We start from the raw sequence: 15,978 nt of genomic DNA, 5'->3' as shown, positions 1-15,978 counted from the left end.
ATGAAAGGCTTCAGCGATGGCGGCGCGGGCATATTGGCAGGGACAGATCCGGCTCGCGCTGGTGTCGATTCCGGTGGAAATCTATTCCGCGACGAAATCGGGCGCGCAGGTCGCCTTCCACCAGATCCACGAACCGACCGGTCAGCGCATCAAGTATGAGAAGGTAGCCCCCGGCGTCGGCCCGGTCGATGTTGACGAGATCATGAAGGGCTTCGAGATCGAGAAAGGCGAATACGTCCTGCTCGAACAAGACGAGATCGACGCGGTGAAGCTGGAGTCGAAGAAGACCTTGGAACTCACCCAGTTCGTCGACGCGCACGAAATCGACGTGCTGTATTACGAGAAGCCGTATTTCGTGGTGCCCGCCGATGATCTGGCGGAGGAAGCGTTCATCGTGCTGCGCGAGGCGCTGCGTCGGACGAAGAAGGTCGGGCTGGGGCAATTGGCGATGCGTGGGCGCGAATATGTCGTCAGCCTGAAACCGTGCGGGCGCGGCATGGTGCTGGAGACGCTTCGCTATGCCGACGAGGTGCACAAGGCCCAGGGCTATTTCCGCGATATTCCCGACGACAAGCCGGACGCCGACCTGCTCGATCTGGCGGAGGCGCTGATCGAGAAAAAGGCCGCGTCCTTCGACCCCGCCGAGTTCCACGATCGCTACGTCGATGCGCTGAAGGGGCTGATCGAGCGCAAGCGCAAGGCCAAGGGGCGCAAGATCATCGAGGACAAAAACGGCGACGATGCGCGTTCTGGCTCGAACGTCGTCGATCTGATGGCGGCGCTGAAGAAGTCGATGGAGAAATCCGGCGGCTCCGCTACCGCCAAGGCTCCGGCGAAGAAAGCCGCCGCCGGGAAGGCCGCGGCAAAGGATACGCCGGAAAAGACCCCGGCCAAGCGCGCGGCGGCGAAGAAGCGTGCCTGAACGCGATCCGCTCGAACGCTACAACGCCAAGCGCGATTTCTCGCGCACGGCCGAGCCAGCGGGTACGCTGGCGCCCGGCAAGGGCAACGGCTTCATGGTGCAGAAGCACGACGCGACGAGGCTGCACTGGGACTTTCGACTCGAAGTGGATGGCGTCCTGAAAAGCTGGGCGGTGACGCGCGGCCCCAGCCTCGATCCCGATGAAAAGCGGCTGGCGGTGCGGACCGAGGATCATCCGCTTTCCTACGCAACGTTCGAGGGCACGATACCGGCGGGAGAATATGGCGGCGGCACGGTGATGCTGTGGGACCGCGGCACCTGGTCGCCGATCAAGGGCAAGAGCGCTGCCGACATCGACAAGGGCCATCTGCATTTCGTGCTGGATGGCGAACGGATGAAGGGTGAGTGGCTGCTGATCCGCCTGCGCCCGCGTGGCAAGGAAAAGCGGGAGAACTGGCTGCTGCGCAAGATCAACGATGCCGAGGCGGGCGGCACCGATACGCTGGTCGAGACCGCGCTGACCAGTATCGCGACCGGCCGGACGATGCAGGAGATTGCAGAGGGGAAGAAGCCTGCCCGGCGACCCGCGCCGAAGAAACGCCCGCCGGCCAAGAAGCAGGGAACGCCACCCGCGGCGATACCGTCCTTCGAACCCCCGCAACTTTGCACCCTGGTCGATCACGTCCCGACGGGCGCGGAATGGATACATGAGGTGAAGTACGACGGCTACCGCGCCTTGATCGCGGTCGGGGGCGGCACGGCGAAGGTCTTCACGCGCAGCGGCCTCGACTGGACCGAGAAGTTTCCCGGCATCGCCGCCGCGGCCGCCGCACTCCCTGTCGAAAGCGCGCTGATCGACGGCGAGATCGTGGCGTTCAAGGACGGACGCCCGGATTTCTCGACGTTGAAGAACGCGATCGGCGCCGGCGGCGCGATGACGCTCTTCGCCTTCGATCTGCTGGAACGCGACGGCGAGGATTTGCGCAACCTCCCCAATGTCACCCGGAAAGAACGATTGCGCGCCGTGGTCGGCGACGGCGAGGAACGGCTGCGCTTCGCCGAGCACGTCGGGGGAGCGGGCGAGGAGCTTTTCGCCGCGATGTGCCGGGAAGGATATGAAGGCGTCGTCTCCAAGCGCGCCGACGCCCCCTATCGCGGTCGACGCACCTCGGCATGGCTGAAGGCCAAGTGTATCCAGCGGCAGGAATTCGTGATCGTGGGCTGGCTCCCGTCGAGCAAGTCGCGCGGCTTCCGCTCGCTGTTGCTCGGCGTGCACGAAGGTGACGCGTTGCGCTACGCGGGCAAGGTCGGGACCGGCTTCGACGCTGCGACCATGGACGATCTGCGCACCCGGCTCGACCGGCTTGCGCGCAAGACACCGACCGTCGACGCGCCGCGCGCCGCGGTGAAGGATGCGCGCTGGGTGAAGCCGGTGCTGGTGGCGGAGGTCGCCTATGCCGAGACGACCCCCGATGGCGTGCTGCGCCATTCCAGCTTCGTCGGCCTGCGCGGCGACAAGCCGGCGGCGGAGGTGGTCACAGAACGCCCCGCCCTGGTCGCCATCCCGAAAGCGGGAAGCGGCATCAAGGTGTCGAGCCGCGACCGACTGATCTTCCCGGAAAGCAAGGTCACCAAGGGCGACCTCGCCGATTATTATGCGGCGATGGCGGGGGTGATGCTGCCATGGGCCGGCCACCGCCCGGTCAGTCTGGTGCGCTGCCCGCAGGGGCGCGCCCGGCAATGCTTCTTCCAGAAGCACGATGCCGGTTCGTTCGGCGACGCGGTGCATCAGGTGCCGATTCGCGAAAAGGACGGCCACGACGAAAACTATCTCTGGGTCGACGACATCGACGGACTGGTCGCCTGCGTCCAGATGGGCACGATCGAGTTCCACGGCTGGGGTTCGCGCATCGACGCGCTGGAACGCCCCGACCGGATGGTGTTCGATCTCGACCCGGACGAAGGTCTGGGTTTCGAGGAAACGAAGCGCGCCGCCGCGCACCTGAAGGAGCAATTGGCGGAACTGGGCCTGGTCAGCTTCCCGCTGCTGTCCGGAGGCAAGGGCGTGCATGTCGTCGTGCCGCTGACGCCGAACGCCGAATGGCCGGCCGTGCGCGGTTTCGCCGAGCGGTTCGCGCGCGCACTGGCGCAGGCCGAACCGGAACGGTTCGTGGCAGTGATGAGCAAGGCGAAGCGCAAGGGCCGGATCTTCATCGACTATCTCCGCAATCAACGCGGGGCGACCGCGATCATGCCTTATGCCGCGCGGGCCCGTGCCGGCGCGCCGGTCGCAGCGCCGGTGTCCTGGACCGAGCTGCGCGACATCGACACCGCCGCGCACTGGCATGTCGGCGACGCGACGGAACTGATCGCACGGGCAAGCGGACGAACGCTGCACGGATGGGGCGTCGCGGACCAGATCCTTCCGGATCTCTGAACCGTTCGCAGGCCACGCAAAGCCGGACGCTGCACCGGGCAGTCTTTCCGCGCGTGCGCCCATCCACGGACGCGGCACGTTCGATCGTGGGGCGGCCACGACAATGCCGATCCAGATCACAATTCCATTTAACTCGGCCGATCGCTCGCCTAGGGTCCGCGCCAGTCCGCTGAAGGAGGAACCGCTGGCCACGCAGCCCGCTCATGACAGCCGGACGCACGCCCGACGCCGCTACGACGCTTACGCGGGTGCGCCGTCGGATACGATGCGCGCCGCGGCCGCCGCGCCGTGGATTGCGGTGCTGGAGGAATTGTCGGCGGTTGCCGGCGACGATCTTGGCCACGCGCGTGAGCGTGTGCAGCGGCACGCCGCCGACATCGGCACCGGCTTCCGCGTCATCGGCGAGGAGAGCGAGCGCCCCTGGCCGGTCAGTCCCATCCCGCTGCTGATCGAGGCCGCGGAATGGGCGACGATCGAGCGCGGCGTGATCCAGCGCGCCGATCTGTTCGAGACGATCCTGCGCGATTTGTACGGACCCGCACGACTGGTGGAACGCGGCCATATTCCCGCGCCGCTGATTACCGGCAGTCCGTTCTTTCTACGGCCGCTGGTCGGGCTGCCACCCACGGGCGGACATCATCTGCACTTCGTCGCGGTCGATCTGGGTCGCAGCCCGGCCGGCGAATGGCGGGTGCTGGCCGATCACCTGCGCGCACCCACCGGCGCGGGCTACGCGCTGGAAAACCGCTTGGCGGTCAGCCGTACGCTGGGCGGGTTGCAGGCGCGGCTCAACGTGCGGCGGCACGCGCCGTTCTTCGCCGCGTTCCGCGAAGGACTGGCCGCAGCCTGCCAGCGCAGCGATCCGCGCATCGGGTTGCTGACGCCCGGTCGCTACAATCCCAGCTATCCCGAACAGGCGCATCTCGCCCGTTATCTCGGCCTGCTGCTGGTCGAGGGCGACGATCTCGCCGCGCTGGAGGACCGATTGTATGTCCGAACGATCGGCGGGCTGAAACGCATCGACGCATTGTGGCGTCGGCTCGATCCGCGCCTGCTGGACCCGCTGGCGTTCGATTCGAACTCGCGGATCGGCGTGCCGGGGTTGATCGACGTCTGGGCGCAGGGGCATGTCGTGCTCGCCAACGCGCCGGGCGCGGGCGTGCTGGAAAGCGCCGCGTTCGGCGCTTTCCTCCCGCAACTCGCCACGCGGTTGACCGGCGCGGATCTGATCCTGCCCAATATCGCGACATGGTGGTGCGGGCAGCCGCGTGAGGCCGCGCACGTCGGTGCGGAACTCGGGTCGATGCTGCTGTCATCGGCATTCGGGGCGGCCACGCTGGGCCTGCCCGGCGACGCCGCAGTCGCCGGGGCCGACCTGACGCCCGACCAGCGTGCCGTGTTCCTCGGCGATCTCACGCGTCGCCCGCAGGATTATGTCGGGCAGGAGGTCGTGCGCCTGTCGACGATGCCGGTGGTGATCGGCGACCGCATGGAGCCGCGGCCATTCACCTTGCGGGTCTTCGCGGCCCGCGACGCGACCGGCCGGTGGCAGGTGTTGCCGGGCGGGTTCGCGCGGATCGGCGAGCATCCCGACCCGCGTGCCGCAGTGATGGGCGAGGGTATTTGGTCCGCCGACGTCTGCGTCCATGGTGCCGATCCGGTCGCGCCGGTGTCGCTGCTGCCCGCCGCCGATTCGCTCCACATCCGCCGCAACCCCGGCACCCTGCCCAGCCGCGTCGCCGACAATTTCTTCTGGCTGGGACGTTATCTGGAACGCGGCGAGGCGTTGCTGGCGATGATCCGCGTCATGCTGGGACATTCGATCGATGCCGATCCCGGTGCGGCGCCCGACGAGGCGACGATCGCGCGGCTGGTCGCCGAGATCGTCGAGACCGGTGCCGCTCCCGCGCCCGACAGCCTGCGTCGCGCCGACCTGATCGCCTTCGCACGTACCGCGATGGAGGCGCAGGGCGGGCAGTGGCAGTCGGTCGCCGCGATCAACACCCATGCGCAGCGCATCGCCGGAGGGTCACGCGACCGGCTGTCGCTGGACATGGTGCGGCTGCTCGACGCGCCCTTTCCCACGCATCGCGGGATGCTCGATCGCGCCGGGTCGCTCCAGCGCCGCTACGCCGCGATCGCCGGATTGTCCGCCGAGCATATGGGACGCACCGCGGCGTGGCGCTTCCACGATCTGGGCCGGCGGGTCGAGCGCGCGCGCGCGATCTCACGCGCGGCGCGGATGTTCGGCATGGCCGGCGCATCGGCGGACGACCTGTCGACGCTGCTCGACCTTGCCGACAGCCAGATCAGCTACCGCCAGCGTTACCTGACCGGGATCGCGCGCGTACCGGTGGTCGACCTCACGGTGCTCGACCCCGGCAACCCGCGCGCGCTGGCCTTTCAGGTAGAACGCATCCGCGAACATCTCGCCGCGCTGCCGGTGCTCGACGACGATGGCATGGCGGAACAGCAGCAGATCGAGGCGACCGAATTGTACGCGCTGGTCGCGCCTGCGCAGGCCGCCTTGCTCGATCCGGAGACGCTGATCGAGGTCGACCGGCGGCTGTTCCGCCTGTCGGAGGCGATCGCACGGCGATACTTCCTGCAAGGTGCCGAACCGCTGCGCGCCAGCGGGCTGACACTGGCGTGACGATGGCCTTGTATTACAGGATCGGCCGATAGAGCGATGCGCTACGACATCCACCACACCACCCGCTTCGATTATGGCAACGCGGTCAAGTTCGCGCGGTGCAACCTGCGACTGAAGCCGATCGACTGGCCGGGACAGCGGCTGGAGGAATATGCGCTGCACGTTGCGCCCTCCGGTCGCACCTCCCCCGCGCATGCCGAGGCGGGACTGGCGCACGTCACCCGGCTGGTCGTCGACGAACGGGTGCGGCGACTGACGATCGAGAGTGTGGCGCGGCTCACCGTCGACCGACTGGTGCCGGTGCCCGAGGCGGACGATCCCACCATCGAACAGGTCGCGGGCTGGGCGCGCGCCTCCAACGATCTGTCGGCGGCGGGACCGGCGGCATATCTCTACCCCTCGCCGCTGATCCCGCTCGACCGGGCGATCGCCGATTATTGCGCGCCCGATCTCGCGCCCGATCGCAATGTGCTGGAGGCGGGGATCGCGCTGGCCCGGCGCATCCAGAACGATTTCGCGTTCGATCCCGCCGCGACGCTGGTCGACACTCCCCCGCATGAAGCTTTTCTCAAGCGGCGCGGCGTGTGTCAGGATTTCGCGCAGATCATGCTGACCGGCCTGCGCGCCGCCGGGCTGCCCGCCGCCTATGCCTCAGGCTACATCCGCACCATTCCCGCGCCGGGGCAGGAGCGACTTGTCGGCGCGGACGCCACCCATGCCTGGGTGCTGATCTGGTGCGGGCCGGTACGCGGCTGGGTGGGCGTCGATCCGACCAATGGCATCTGGATGGCCGGCGACCATATCGTCGTGGCGGTCGGTCGCGACTATGCGGAGATTGCCCCGGTTGATGGCGTCGTGCTCGGCTCGGGCGCGCAGGCGATGGAGGTCAGCGTCGACGTTGCGCCGATTGCGGAGTGATGCGGTGCCGGCCTTGCGTCGGCCCTGCCCGATCATCAGGGTCTGCAACATCGGGATATCGCGCACCAGCCGGTGCAGCAGGATGGGCAACCCGATGCCGGCGGCCAGCATCGCCAGGAACAGTGGCAGCATCCACGAACCGAGGTACGGCGTCACCAGCGTACGCGCGCGCGCCCCCGCGATCGAATGCCACAGGTATATAGAATAGCTGTAGCCGCCGATCTTCTCGAACACGGGAACGACGGGCATGAAGCGCAGCATCAAAAGCGTCCCGGCCATGCCGCAAATGGCCGCCGACATCGCGATCCGCGACAACGGGTGCAGCGCGGCATTCAATCCGCCCTGGTGCACCAGGGTCACGATCACCACCGCACCGATCGCGAAGAGGATGAGGTCGTCGCGCACGAACAGGCTGCGATGCTCGCGCAGCAGGATGCCGAAGATGAAATAGGGCGCAAGGTACATCGCGCCGCTGATGCTCAGGAAATCGATCGGGTCGATCGAACGGCCGATCTCCACCAGCCCGAACATCGCCAGCACCAGCCCCACCCAACCCGGTCTGCCCGCGCAATCCCAGATCGTGATGGCCGCGAACACGATCAGGATCGCCTGCAGGAACCAGAAATGCTGGTAATGGAAGAACAACGCATCCACCAACCGGTCGCTGGCGCCATATACGTGCGCCCGAAGCGCCCAGGTCACCGCACTGACGAAGACCAGCGGAACCAGCAAATGGCGTGCCTTCTTTTGCCAAAACACTGCAAAACCAGCAGAATCCACGCGACGCCGCGCATATAGATAGCCTGACAGCACCGTGAACGCCGGCATTCTGATCAGCTCAAGGCTATCCACCGCGTAATGCCAGATGGACTGGTTGGAAACGTGCATGCCAGCCATTTCGTCAATGCCGACAACATGATAAGCCACGACGAGGAAGCACGCGATGCCGCGCACGGTCATAAGGTTGCGATCAAATACCGATACGGCGGGCTGTATCGTCGTCGCGGCGCTGCCTGGCGACTGGCTGTCATAGCGGGGCGATACCAACGACGTCATTTGATGGCCTTCTTCACGCCATGACAAGTGACAAAGCGCCGTGCCTTATTACGGATTTGTTTGCCGAAATGCTGCGTCGTGACTACCCGATTTGGGTAACCCGGAGCCGATAAGTCCGTTGCCGCGGCCTGCGGCAAACCGATTGCGCTTGGCCGCACCCTGCCCCACATAGACGAGTAACACACCAATCGGGGAAACCATGGCCGATCCATATGCGACGCTGGGCGTGGCGCGCGGCGCCAGCGAGGCGGACATCAAGAAAGCGTATCGCAAGCTCGCCAAGGAGCTGCATCCCGACCGCAACCGCGACAATCCCAAGGCGGCCGAACGGTTCGGGCAAGTGACCGGCGCCTACGACCTGCTGACCGACAAGGACAAGCGCGCGCGCTTCGATCGCGGCGAGATCGACGGCGACGGCAATCCCGCCGCACCATTCGGCTTCGGCGCCGGACGGGCGCATCCGGGCGCCGGCGGTTTCCGCTCGCAGGGCTTCGATGCCGGCGGGGCCGAATCGCCCGATATGAGCGACATCTTCGAAGGGCTGTTCGGCGGCCGGACCCGCGCCGGTGGCGGCGGAGCTGGCGGTTTCGCCAGCGGCTTCGGCCGGCGAGGTCCGCCCGCAAAGGGCGGCAACGTGGCCTATACCTTGCGCGTGCCGTTCACCGACGCCGCGACGCTCGCACCGCAACGGGTCACGCTGGCCAGTGGCAGCGCCATCGACCTGAAGCTGCCCGCGGGGGTCGATACCGGCACGCAGATGCGACTGGCCGGGAAAGGCGACGAGGGGCCGGGTGGCCCCGGTGACGCGATCGTCACGATCGAGGTGCAGCCGCATCGTTTCTTCACCCGCGACGGCGACGACGTCCGGCTCGATTTGCCAATCTCGCTCAAGGAAGCGGTGGAAGGCGGCAAGGTCAAATGCCCGACCGTCGAGAACCCGGTCATGATCGCGGTGCCGGCGGGGGCGACGTCAGGCAAGACGTTGCGTCTGAAGGGAAAGGGCTTCCATCGCAAAGGTGGGGAGCGCGGCGACCAGCTGGTGACGCTGTCGGTCGACGTGCCCGCCGACGATGCCGCGCTCAAGGCGTTCGTCGCCGGTTGGGATGGCGGGGGGAACCCCCGCGCCGCGATGGGCGTCTGACATGCCGTGTCGGACATCCCCCTTTCGCTGACGCCGGAGGATCGCGCGCGCCAGCACGGCGCCGCGCACCGCCGGTTCGATCGCCAGCTCGCGCGGCTCCGCCCGGGTGCCTATTCGATCGAAGTGCTGAAACGGGCCGGTCTGGGCGTGTGGACCGACGGCTTCATCCACGCCGGCAACCTTGCCTATCTGGCGTTGATGACAGTGTTCCCGTTCTTCATCGTCGCGGCGGCCGTCGCCTCGCTGTTCGGGCAGAGCGACGAGGTGCAGCATGGGCTGGCCGGGTTCCTGTCGGTCCTGCCGCGCGACGTCGCGGAGGTGTTGCGCGTGCCGATCGGCAATGTCCTTCAGGCACGCACCGGACCGTTGCTGTGGTTCGGCGCACTGGTCGGCCTGTGGACGGTCGGCAGCTTCGCGGAGACGATCCGCGACATCTTTCGCCGCGCTTACGGCACGCGGTCGTCGCAATCGCTCTGGCGGGCACGACTGGGGCTCAGCCTCGCGATCGTCGCCTCGGTGATGATCGCGCTGCTGGCGTTTCTCGTGCAGGGCATGCTGATCGCCGCGGAACAGTTCATCTATCGCCTGCTTCCCGTGGCGCAGCATGTCGCGGAATGGCTGAACATCGCGCGACTGGTGCCCGCGGTCATCATGTTCGGCGCGCTTTACATGCTGTTCTACTCGGTCACCCCAGGCAAATACCGTCGGACGGAAGTGTTGAAATGGCCGGGCGCACTGTTCACCACCATGTGGTGGGTCGGCATGACCGCCGGCCTGCCCTGGGCGCTGTCGCAGCTCGGCGGGTACGACCTGACCTATGGCAGCCTGGCGGGTGTGGTGGTGATGCTGTTGTTCTTCTATCTGATCGGGCTGGGCCTTGTCTTCGGCGCCCACCTCAACGCAGCACTGGCGGAGCCGCCCGAAGCGGTTGTAGAGGGGGCCGGACAGACAGAGTAAGAGAGCAGGACATCGCGTGAATGGATTGATGGCGGGCAAGCGCGGGCTCATCATGGGGCTGGCCAATGACAAGTCACTGGCCTGGGGAATCGCCAAGAAGCTGAGCGAGGCCGGGGCGGAGCTCGCCTTTTCCTATCAGGGCGCGGCGATGGAGAAGCGGGTGCGCCCACTTGCCGAACAGCTGGGCGTCGCGCGGCTGTTCGATTGCGACGTGGCGGACATGGATGCGCTCGACGCGACCTTTGCGGCGCTGGCGCAGGAATGGCCGACGATCGATTTCGTCGTCCATGCGATCGGCTTTTCCGACAAGTCGCAGCTGCGCGGGCGCTATTACGACACCACGCTCGACAATTTCCTGATGACGATGAACATCTCGGCCTACTCGCTGGTCGCGGTGGCGCAGCGCGCGCGCGCGATGATGCCGGAAGGCGGCGCGATCCTGACGCTGACCTATTATGGCGCGGAAAAGGTCATCCCCCATTACAACGTGATGGGCGTGGCGAAGGCGGCGCTGGAAACGAGCGTGAAGTATCTGGCGGTCGATCTCGGCCCCGACAACATCCGCATCAACGCCATCTCGGCCGGCCCGATCCAGACGCTGGCGGCGCGCGGCATCGGCGACTTCAACTACATCCTTAAATGGAACGAGCTGAACTCGCCGCTGCGCCGCACGGTGACGATCGAGGATGTCGGCGGCGCCGGGCTGTACATGCTCTCCGATCTGGCGAGCGGCGTGACCGGCGAGATCCACCATGTCGACGCCGGCTACAACGTCATCGGGATGAAGGCCGAGGACGCGCCGGACATCGCGCTGGCATGATCGCGTGACGATCGCGATCCGCGCGGCGCAAGGGCAGGACGTCGCCGCGATCGATGCGCTGCTGCGGGCCGGCTTGCCGCGCGCCGACGAAGCCGATCTGGTGCGGCGACTGTGCGTGGACGGCGATATGGTGCTGGTGCTCGTCGCCGCGGACGAGGAAACGGGCGTGCTCGCCGGGATGATCGGGTTCAGCCGCATGCAGGTCGATGTCGGCGGCAAGGAGATCGCAGCCGTTGCGCTGGCGCCCGTCGCGGTCGCCGCGCCCTATCGTCGACAGGGCGTGGCCGAGGCGTTGATCCACGCCGGGATCGAGCGGCTGGAGGCGGAGCGGGTCGTGCTGTGCTTCGTGGTGGGCGAACCCGGTTTCTACGAACGGTTCGGCTTCCACGCCGATTACGCAAGGAACTTCGCTTCCCCCTATGCCGGCGAGCATTTCATGACGCTGCCGGTGCAGGGCGGGCTGATGCCGTGCGGTGTGCGCGGGGAGGCGCGGCACGCCGCCGCCTTCGCCAGGTTGGCCGCCGAGTAGGACACGGCGGATCCAGCCCACGCGGTGGCACCACCATCTCGCCGGTCATTGCGCAGACTTACGACCCGTAAACCCGAACGTCGTCCCGTCCTATGCCATAGCGTAGCGTTCCAGTGCGATACCCGCGAGATTCTGCGTGCGACGCAGATAGCGGATGCGCAGCCGGTCGGGCCGTGGAAGCGCCTGAAACGCTTCCAGATGGCCGCGATGCACCGGTGGGCAGCGGATCGCACCGTGCGCCTGTGCGATCACCGCCGCGGCATCGCCGAGCAGCAACGCCTCTTCCAGGCCCAGGTCGTGCGCCAGCCGCAGCGCGGCGGTCAGCGCCAGCCACTCCGCCTCCATGCTGGTGCCGGGGCCAAGGTCGCGACGCATGTACGTACGCCCGCCCGCGACCAGCGCATATTCCATCCCCGCCGGACGCAACCCGCCATCGAAGAAGATCTTCACGCGCGCGTCCACGTGCCGCTGGCGATCCCGTCCAGCGTCCAGTCGCCCACCCGCCAGCGCACCAGCCGGAGCGTGGGATGGCCGACCGCGGCGGTCATGCGGCGTACCTGCCGGTTGCGGCCCTCACGGATCGTCAGCGCGATCCACGTGTCCGGAATGCTGGCACGCTGGCGGATCGGCGGCACGCGCGGCCACAATGCGGGCGCGTCGATCCGCTCGGCCTCCGCAGGACGCGTCGGCCCGTCGTTCAGCGACACACCCGTCCGCAGCGCCGCCAGCGCCGCGTCGTCGGGCACGCCCTCTACCTGCACCCAATAGGTCTTGGGCAGCTTGAACTTCGGATCGGCAATCCGCGCCTGCAACCGGCCGTCGTCGGTCAGCAACAGCAACCCCTCGCTGTCGCGATCCAGCCGCCCCGCCGGATAGACGCCCGGCGCGTCGATGAAGTCCGACAGTGTCGCGCGCGTCGTCGGCGAGCCTCGATCGGTGAACTGGCTGAGCACGTCATACGGCTTGTTGAACAGAACCAGCGTCATGCCGCGGCGATATGCCCCGCCACCGCCTCCGCGACGCGGATGCCGTCGACCGCCGCGGACAGGATGCCGCCGGCGTAACCCGCCCCCTCGCCGGCCGGATATAGGCCGATGGTGTTGAGGCTCTGCATATCCTCGCCGCGGGTGAAGCGCACCGGCGAGGACGTCCGCGTCTCCACCCCGGTCATCACCACGTCGGGATGGTCATACCCCTTGATCTGGCGACCGAACACCGGAATCGCCTCCCGCATCGCCTGGATCGCGAAATCGGGCAGGCATTCGGCCAGGTCGGTGGGCGTCACCCCCGGCTTGTAGGACGGCACGACGCTGCCCAGCGTGGTCGAGGGGCGGCCGGCGAGGAAATCGCCGACCCGCTGCGCGGGGGCCATGTAGTTCGATCCGCCCGCGACGAACGCGCGCTGTTCCCAATGGCGTTGCAGCGCGATGCCGGCCAGCGGTTCGCCGGGATAATCGCGCGCCGGGTCGATCGCGACGACGAACCCGGAATTGGCGTTGCGTTCGTTGCGCGAATATTGGCTCATGCCGTTGGTCGCGACGCCGCCTTCCTCGGATGTCGCGGCGACCACGGTGCCGCCGGGGCACATGCAGAAGCTGTAGACGGTGCGTCCGTTCGAACAGTGATGCGAGATGTGGTATTCCGCCGCACCCAGCACCGGGTGCCCGGCGTCGGGACCGAAACGCGCGCGGTCGATCCACGATTGCGGATGTTCGATCCGGACCCCGATCGAGAACGGCTTGGCCTCCGCATGAACGCCGGCCGCGAACAACATCCCGAACGTGTCCCGCGCGCTGTGGCCGATCGCCATCACGACATGCCCGGCCTCCAGATAGCCGCCATCGTGAAGGTGCAGCCCGCGCACCCGCCGCTGCCCGCCGCCATCGGTGGCGATGTCCAGCCCGTCGACGCGGGTCGAGAAGCGATATTCGCCGCCGAGTTCCTCGATCGTGGCGCGCATGCTCTCCACCATCGTCACCAGCCGGAACGTGCCGATATGCGGATGCGCCTCGGTCAGGATATCCTCGGGAGCGCCGGCCTTCACGAACTCGGTCAGCACCTTGCGGTTCAAGTGCCGCGGGTCCTTGATCCGGCTGTAGAGCTTGCCGTCCGAAAACGTGCCCGCCCCGCCCTCACCATATTGGACGTTCGATTCGGGGTTCAGGACGCTGCGCCGCCACAGCCCCCACGTGTCCTTGGTACGTTCGCGCACCACCTTGCCGCGCTCCAGCACGATCGGCCGGTATCCGGCCTGCGCCAGGATCAGCGCCGCGAACAGCCCGCAGGGGCCGGCGCCGATCACCACCGGGCGCGGCGCGCCATCGTTGGCGGGGGTCGGCGCGCGATAGCGGGTGTCGGGGGTGAGCGCGACGTCGCGGTCGCGGCGCGCCCGCGCCAGCACGGTCGCCTCGTTCTTCACCGTGACGTCGACCGTATAGACCAGCGCGATATTGCCGTGTTCGCGCGCGTCCGCCCCGCGCCGCGCGACCGCGAAACGGATCAGATCGCGCGGGGTGATGCGCAGCCGCTTGACGATCGCGGCGGGCAACGCCTCGTCGGCATGGTGGAGCGGCAGTTTCAGGTCGGTGATGCGGATCATGTCGGACGGGCTTTATACGGGTTCGCGGCGCAGGCGAATGTTGCGAATGTTGAGACCATGGCGGGTTGTGAAGCGTGACCGATACCGGGAGCCGCCGTCGTCGTGCGGCATCGGACGACGGAGGTAACCCAACCAACGCCTCGTAGGACAGTGTCCCCTCGTCGCGTAGCTTGCCGGCGATCAGGCGGCGAACCTACGTTGCCGCCCGCTGCTCGTCGAAGCGGCGACGCGCCGCGTCGACATCCGCCATATTGTCGATCGTCCAGCGGTACAATGCCTTGAACGGCTGGTGCAGCGACCGCCCGAGCGGGGTGATCGCATATTCGACCGCCACCGGCGAGGCCGGGATGACGCGGCGCGATACCATGCCGTTGCGCTCCAGCCGACGCAGGCATTGCGTCAGCGCCTTCTGCGTCACACCCTCCAGATGACGGCGGATCGCGTTGAAGCGCATCGGGCCGGCATCCAGCACGGTCAGCACCATCATCGACCATTTGTCGGCGATCTGATCCAGCAGCGTGCGGCTGGGGCAATCCCCCGCGAAATGCTGGCAGCGCGCCGATGGCGGCGCGACGGCCGAAACGGAGGCGGCGGTGGCGGTGGCGGTGGCGGTGGCGGTTTCCATGAAGATACCTAGTCGATCGGTGGTGCGTTATTGACGTCAGGTTTCCGATATATACCTGTCTGGCTGCAATCTCAAGAAAAGGCCATCCATGTCCACCGCCTCGGTCGATACCCTGTTCCGCCCCTTCCGCCTCGGCTCGCTCGATCTGCCCAACCGGATCGTCATGGCCCCGATGACGCGCACGATGGCGCCGGAAGGCGTGCCGGGCGAGGCGAATGCCGCCTATTACCGCCGCCGGGCAGAGGGCGGCGTCGGCCTGATCCTGTCCGAAGGCACGGTCATCGACCGTCCGTCGTCGCGCAATCATCCCGGCATCCCGTTCTTCCACGGCGATGCGGCGCTGACCGGTTGGAAAGGCGTGATCGACGCGGTCCATGATGCAGGCGGCAAGATGGGGCCGCAGATCTGGCACACCGGCGCGACCAACGGCCCGCCCGCCGACGGCTGGGCACCGCCCGCGCCCGTCGAGAGTCCGTCCGGCTACAACGCCCCTGCCGAGGCGCGCGGGCAGGCGATGAGCGACGAGGATGTGACCGACACGATCGCCGCCTTCGCGCGTGCGGCGGCGGAGGCGAAGGCGCTCGGTTTCGACACGGTCGAGATCCACGGCGCGCACGGCTACCTGATCGATCAGTTCTTCTGGGACGGCACCAACCAGCGCAGCGACAGCTACGGCGGCGCATCGATCCGCGAACGCTCGCGTTTCGCGGGCGAGGTGGTCAAGGCGGTGCGCGCGGCGGTCGGCCCCGACATGCCGGTCATCCTGCGCGTCAGCCAATGGAAGCAACAGGATTACCGTGCACGGCTGGCCGAAACGCCGCAGGCGATGACCGACTGGCTGCTGCCGCTGGTGGAGGCGGGCGCGAACGTCCTGCATTGTTCGCAGCGCCGGTTCTGGGAGCCGGAGTTCGCCGAGATCGACGGCGCGGACGGGCTGAACTTCGCGGGCTGGGCCAAGAAGCTTACTGGCGCGGCGACGATCAGCGTCGGCTCGGTGGGGCTGTCGGGCGAGTTCATGGCAGCGTTCGGCGGCGAGGGATCGACCAGCACCGATCTCGACCGGCTGGTGGCGCGGATGGAGCGTGACGAGTTCGACCTGATCGCGGTCGGGCGCGTGTTGATCAGCGACGCCGACTGGGTGGCCAAGGTGCGCGCGGGCGATGCCGACGGGCTGAAGGGCTTCGAGGCGAGCGCACTGGGCGAACTGGTCTGACCCCCACCCGACCTGACCCGTTCGGCAGGACGGGTCGGTGATCCGCCGGTCGTCGCGCGCACATCGACCCGGATTCGGCCCCAAGCCCCTTCCCCGCGCATCCCTTTG

13 protein-coding genes and 1 pseudogene are annotated in these 15,978 nt (G+C 67.5%); 9 read left to right on the top strand and 5 right to left on the bottom strand.

The window, feature by feature from the left end; translation table 11 throughout:
* Positions 1-16 precede the first annotated feature (16 nt).
* From ku to ASE95_RS17330, 4 genes are all read left to right on the top strand, one after another.
* Positions 17-922 carry a non-homologous end joining protein Ku gene (ku, locus tag ASE95_RS12930; RefSeq protein WP_056636780.1) on the top strand — a complete coding sequence of 302 codons (906 nt, stop codon included), beginning with the start codon at positions 17-19 and terminating at the stop codon, positions 920-922.
* Positions 915-3,359, top strand: a complete 2,445-nt coding sequence (gene ligD, locus ASE95_RS12925; RefSeq protein WP_056636778.1) for a DNA ligase D — start codon at positions 915-917, stop codon at positions 3,357-3,359. The genes ku and ligD overlap by 8 nt, the downstream gene beginning before the upstream one ends.
* A gap of 265 nt (positions 3,360-3,624) precedes the next feature.
* Positions 3,625-6,012 carry a circularly permuted type 2 ATP-grasp protein gene (locus tag ASE95_RS12920; protein ID WP_200918820.1) on the top strand — a complete coding sequence of 796 codons (2,388 nt, stop codon included), beginning with the start codon at positions 3,625-3,627 and terminating at the stop codon, positions 6,010-6,012.
* A 36-nt stretch (positions 6,013-6,048) separates the two neighbouring features.
* The gene (locus ASE95_RS17330; protein ID WP_082450122.1) at positions 6,049-6,930 is read left to right on the top strand and encodes a transglutaminase family protein; all 882 of its coding nucleotides are present in this window, start codon (positions 6,049-6,051) and stop codon (positions 6,928-6,930) included.
* Positions 6,931-7,014: 84 nt separating this feature from the next.
* Here the strand turns inward: ASE95_RS17330 and ASE95_RS18320 are convergent.
* Positions 7,015-7,890, bottom strand: a pseudogene (locus ASE95_RS18320) (acyltransferase family protein); the annotation flags it as partial.
* Between the two features lie 295 nt (positions 7,891-8,185).
* On the opposite strand from ASE95_RS18320, the gene ASE95_RS12910 reads away from it, so the two are divergent.
* The 4 genes from ASE95_RS12910 to ASE95_RS12895 are packed head-to-tail and all read left to right on the top strand — an operon-like array spanning position 8,186 to position 11,433.
* Entirely contained in the window at positions 8,186-9,127 is a 942-nt protein-coding gene (locus ASE95_RS12910; protein WP_056636774.1) for a DnaJ C-terminal domain-containing protein, read from the top strand.
* A 6-nt stretch (positions 9,128-9,133) separates the two neighbouring features.
* Positions 9,134-10,084 (top strand): YihY/virulence factor BrkB family protein, encoded by a 951-nt coding sequence (locus ASE95_RS12905; RefSeq protein WP_056636771.1) that lies wholly within the window; start codon positions 9,134-9,136, stop codon positions 10,082-10,084.
* Positions 10,085-10,112: 28 nt separating this feature from the next.
* Positions 10,113-10,904 (top strand): enoyl-ACP reductase FabI, encoded by a 792-nt coding sequence (gene fabI / locus ASE95_RS12900; RefSeq protein WP_056636770.1) that lies wholly within the window; start codon positions 10,113-10,115, stop codon positions 10,902-10,904.
* Between the two features lie 4 nt (positions 10,905-10,908).
* A complete protein-coding gene (locus ASE95_RS12895; RefSeq protein ID WP_056636769.1) occupies positions 10,909-11,433 on the top strand; it encodes a GNAT family N-acetyltransferase in 525 nt (174 codons plus the stop codon).
* A gap of 90 nt (positions 11,434-11,523) precedes the next feature.
* Here ASE95_RS12895 and ASE95_RS12890 read toward each other — a convergent pair whose 3' ends face one another.
* The 4 genes from ASE95_RS12890 to ASE95_RS12875 form a co-directional block, all read right to left on the bottom strand.
* Positions 11,524-11,883, bottom strand: coding sequence for a reverse transcriptase-like protein (locus tag ASE95_RS12890; protein ID WP_235528315.1), 360 nt, complete (start codon positions 11,881-11,883; stop codon positions 11,524-11,526).
* Positions 11,880-12,419: a pseudouridine synthase gene (locus ASE95_RS12885; protein WP_056636765.1), complete on the bottom strand. Its 540-nt coding sequence runs from the start codon at positions 12,417-12,419 to the stop codon at positions 11,880-11,882. The genes ASE95_RS12890 and ASE95_RS12885 overlap by 4 nt, the downstream gene beginning before the upstream one ends.
* A complete protein-coding gene (locus tag ASE95_RS12880) occupies positions 12,416-14,032 on the bottom strand; it encodes an NAD(P)/FAD-dependent oxidoreductase (protein WP_056636763.1) in 1,617 nt (538 codons plus the stop codon). Before ASE95_RS12880 ends, ASE95_RS12885 begins: the two co-directional genes overlap by 4 nt.
* A 193-nt stretch (positions 14,033-14,225) precedes the next feature.
* Positions 14,226-14,657: a winged helix-turn-helix transcriptional regulator gene (locus ASE95_RS12875; RefSeq protein WP_056636762.1), complete on the bottom strand. Its 432-nt coding sequence runs from the start codon at positions 14,655-14,657 to the stop codon at positions 14,226-14,228.
* An 88-nt stretch (positions 14,658-14,745) separates the two neighbouring features.
* Here ASE95_RS12875 and ASE95_RS12870 point away from each other — a divergent pair, with 88 nt between their 5' ends.
* A complete protein-coding gene (locus tag ASE95_RS12870; protein ID WP_056636759.1) occupies positions 14,746-15,870 on the top strand; it encodes an NADH:flavin oxidoreductase in 1,125 nt (374 codons plus the stop codon).
* Positions 15,871-15,978 lie beyond the last annotated feature (108 nt).

The sequence above is a fragment of the Sphingomonas sp. Leaf231 genome (assembly GCF_001421995.1).
Lineage (GTDB): Bacteria > Pseudomonadota > Alphaproteobacteria > Sphingomonadales > Sphingomonadaceae > Sphingomonas.
This window is presented reverse-complemented; position numbering and strand designations above follow the sequence as displayed.

Bases quoted from the DNA above. Each gene is read 5' to 3' on its own strand.
- ku (WP_056636780.1), top strand. From the start codon at position 17: ATGGCGGCGCGGGCATATTGGCAGGGACAGATCCGGCTCGCGCTGGTG.
- ASE95_RS12920 (WP_200918820.1), top strand. From the start codon at position 3,625: ATGCGCGCCGCGGCCGCCGCGCCGTGGATTGCGGTGCTGGAGGAATTG.
- ASE95_RS17330 (WP_082450122.1), top strand. From the start codon at position 6,049: ATGCGCTACGACATCCACCACACCACCCGCTTCGATTATGGCAACGCG.
- ASE95_RS12910 (WP_056636774.1), top strand. From the start codon at position 8,186: ATGGCCGATCCATATGCGACGCTGGGCGTGGCGCGCGGCGCCAGCGAG.
- fabI (WP_056636770.1), top strand. From the start codon at position 10,113: ATGGCGGGCAAGCGCGGGCTCATCATGGGGCTGGCCAATGACAAGTCA.
- ASE95_RS12885 (WP_056636765.1), bottom strand. From the start codon at position 12,419: ATGACGCTGGTTCTGTTCAACAAGCCGTATGACGTGCTCAGCCAGTTC.
- ASE95_RS12880 (WP_056636763.1), bottom strand. From the start codon at position 14,032: ATGATCCGCATCACCGACCTGAAACTGCCGCTCCACCATGCCGACGAG.
- ASE95_RS12875 (WP_056636762.1), bottom strand. From the start codon at position 14,657: ATGGAAACCGCCACCGCCACCGCCACCGCCACCGCCGCCTCCGTTTCG.
- ASE95_RS12870 (WP_056636759.1), top strand. From the start codon at position 14,746: ATGTCCACCGCCTCGGTCGATACCCTGTTCCGCCCCTTCCGCCTCGGC.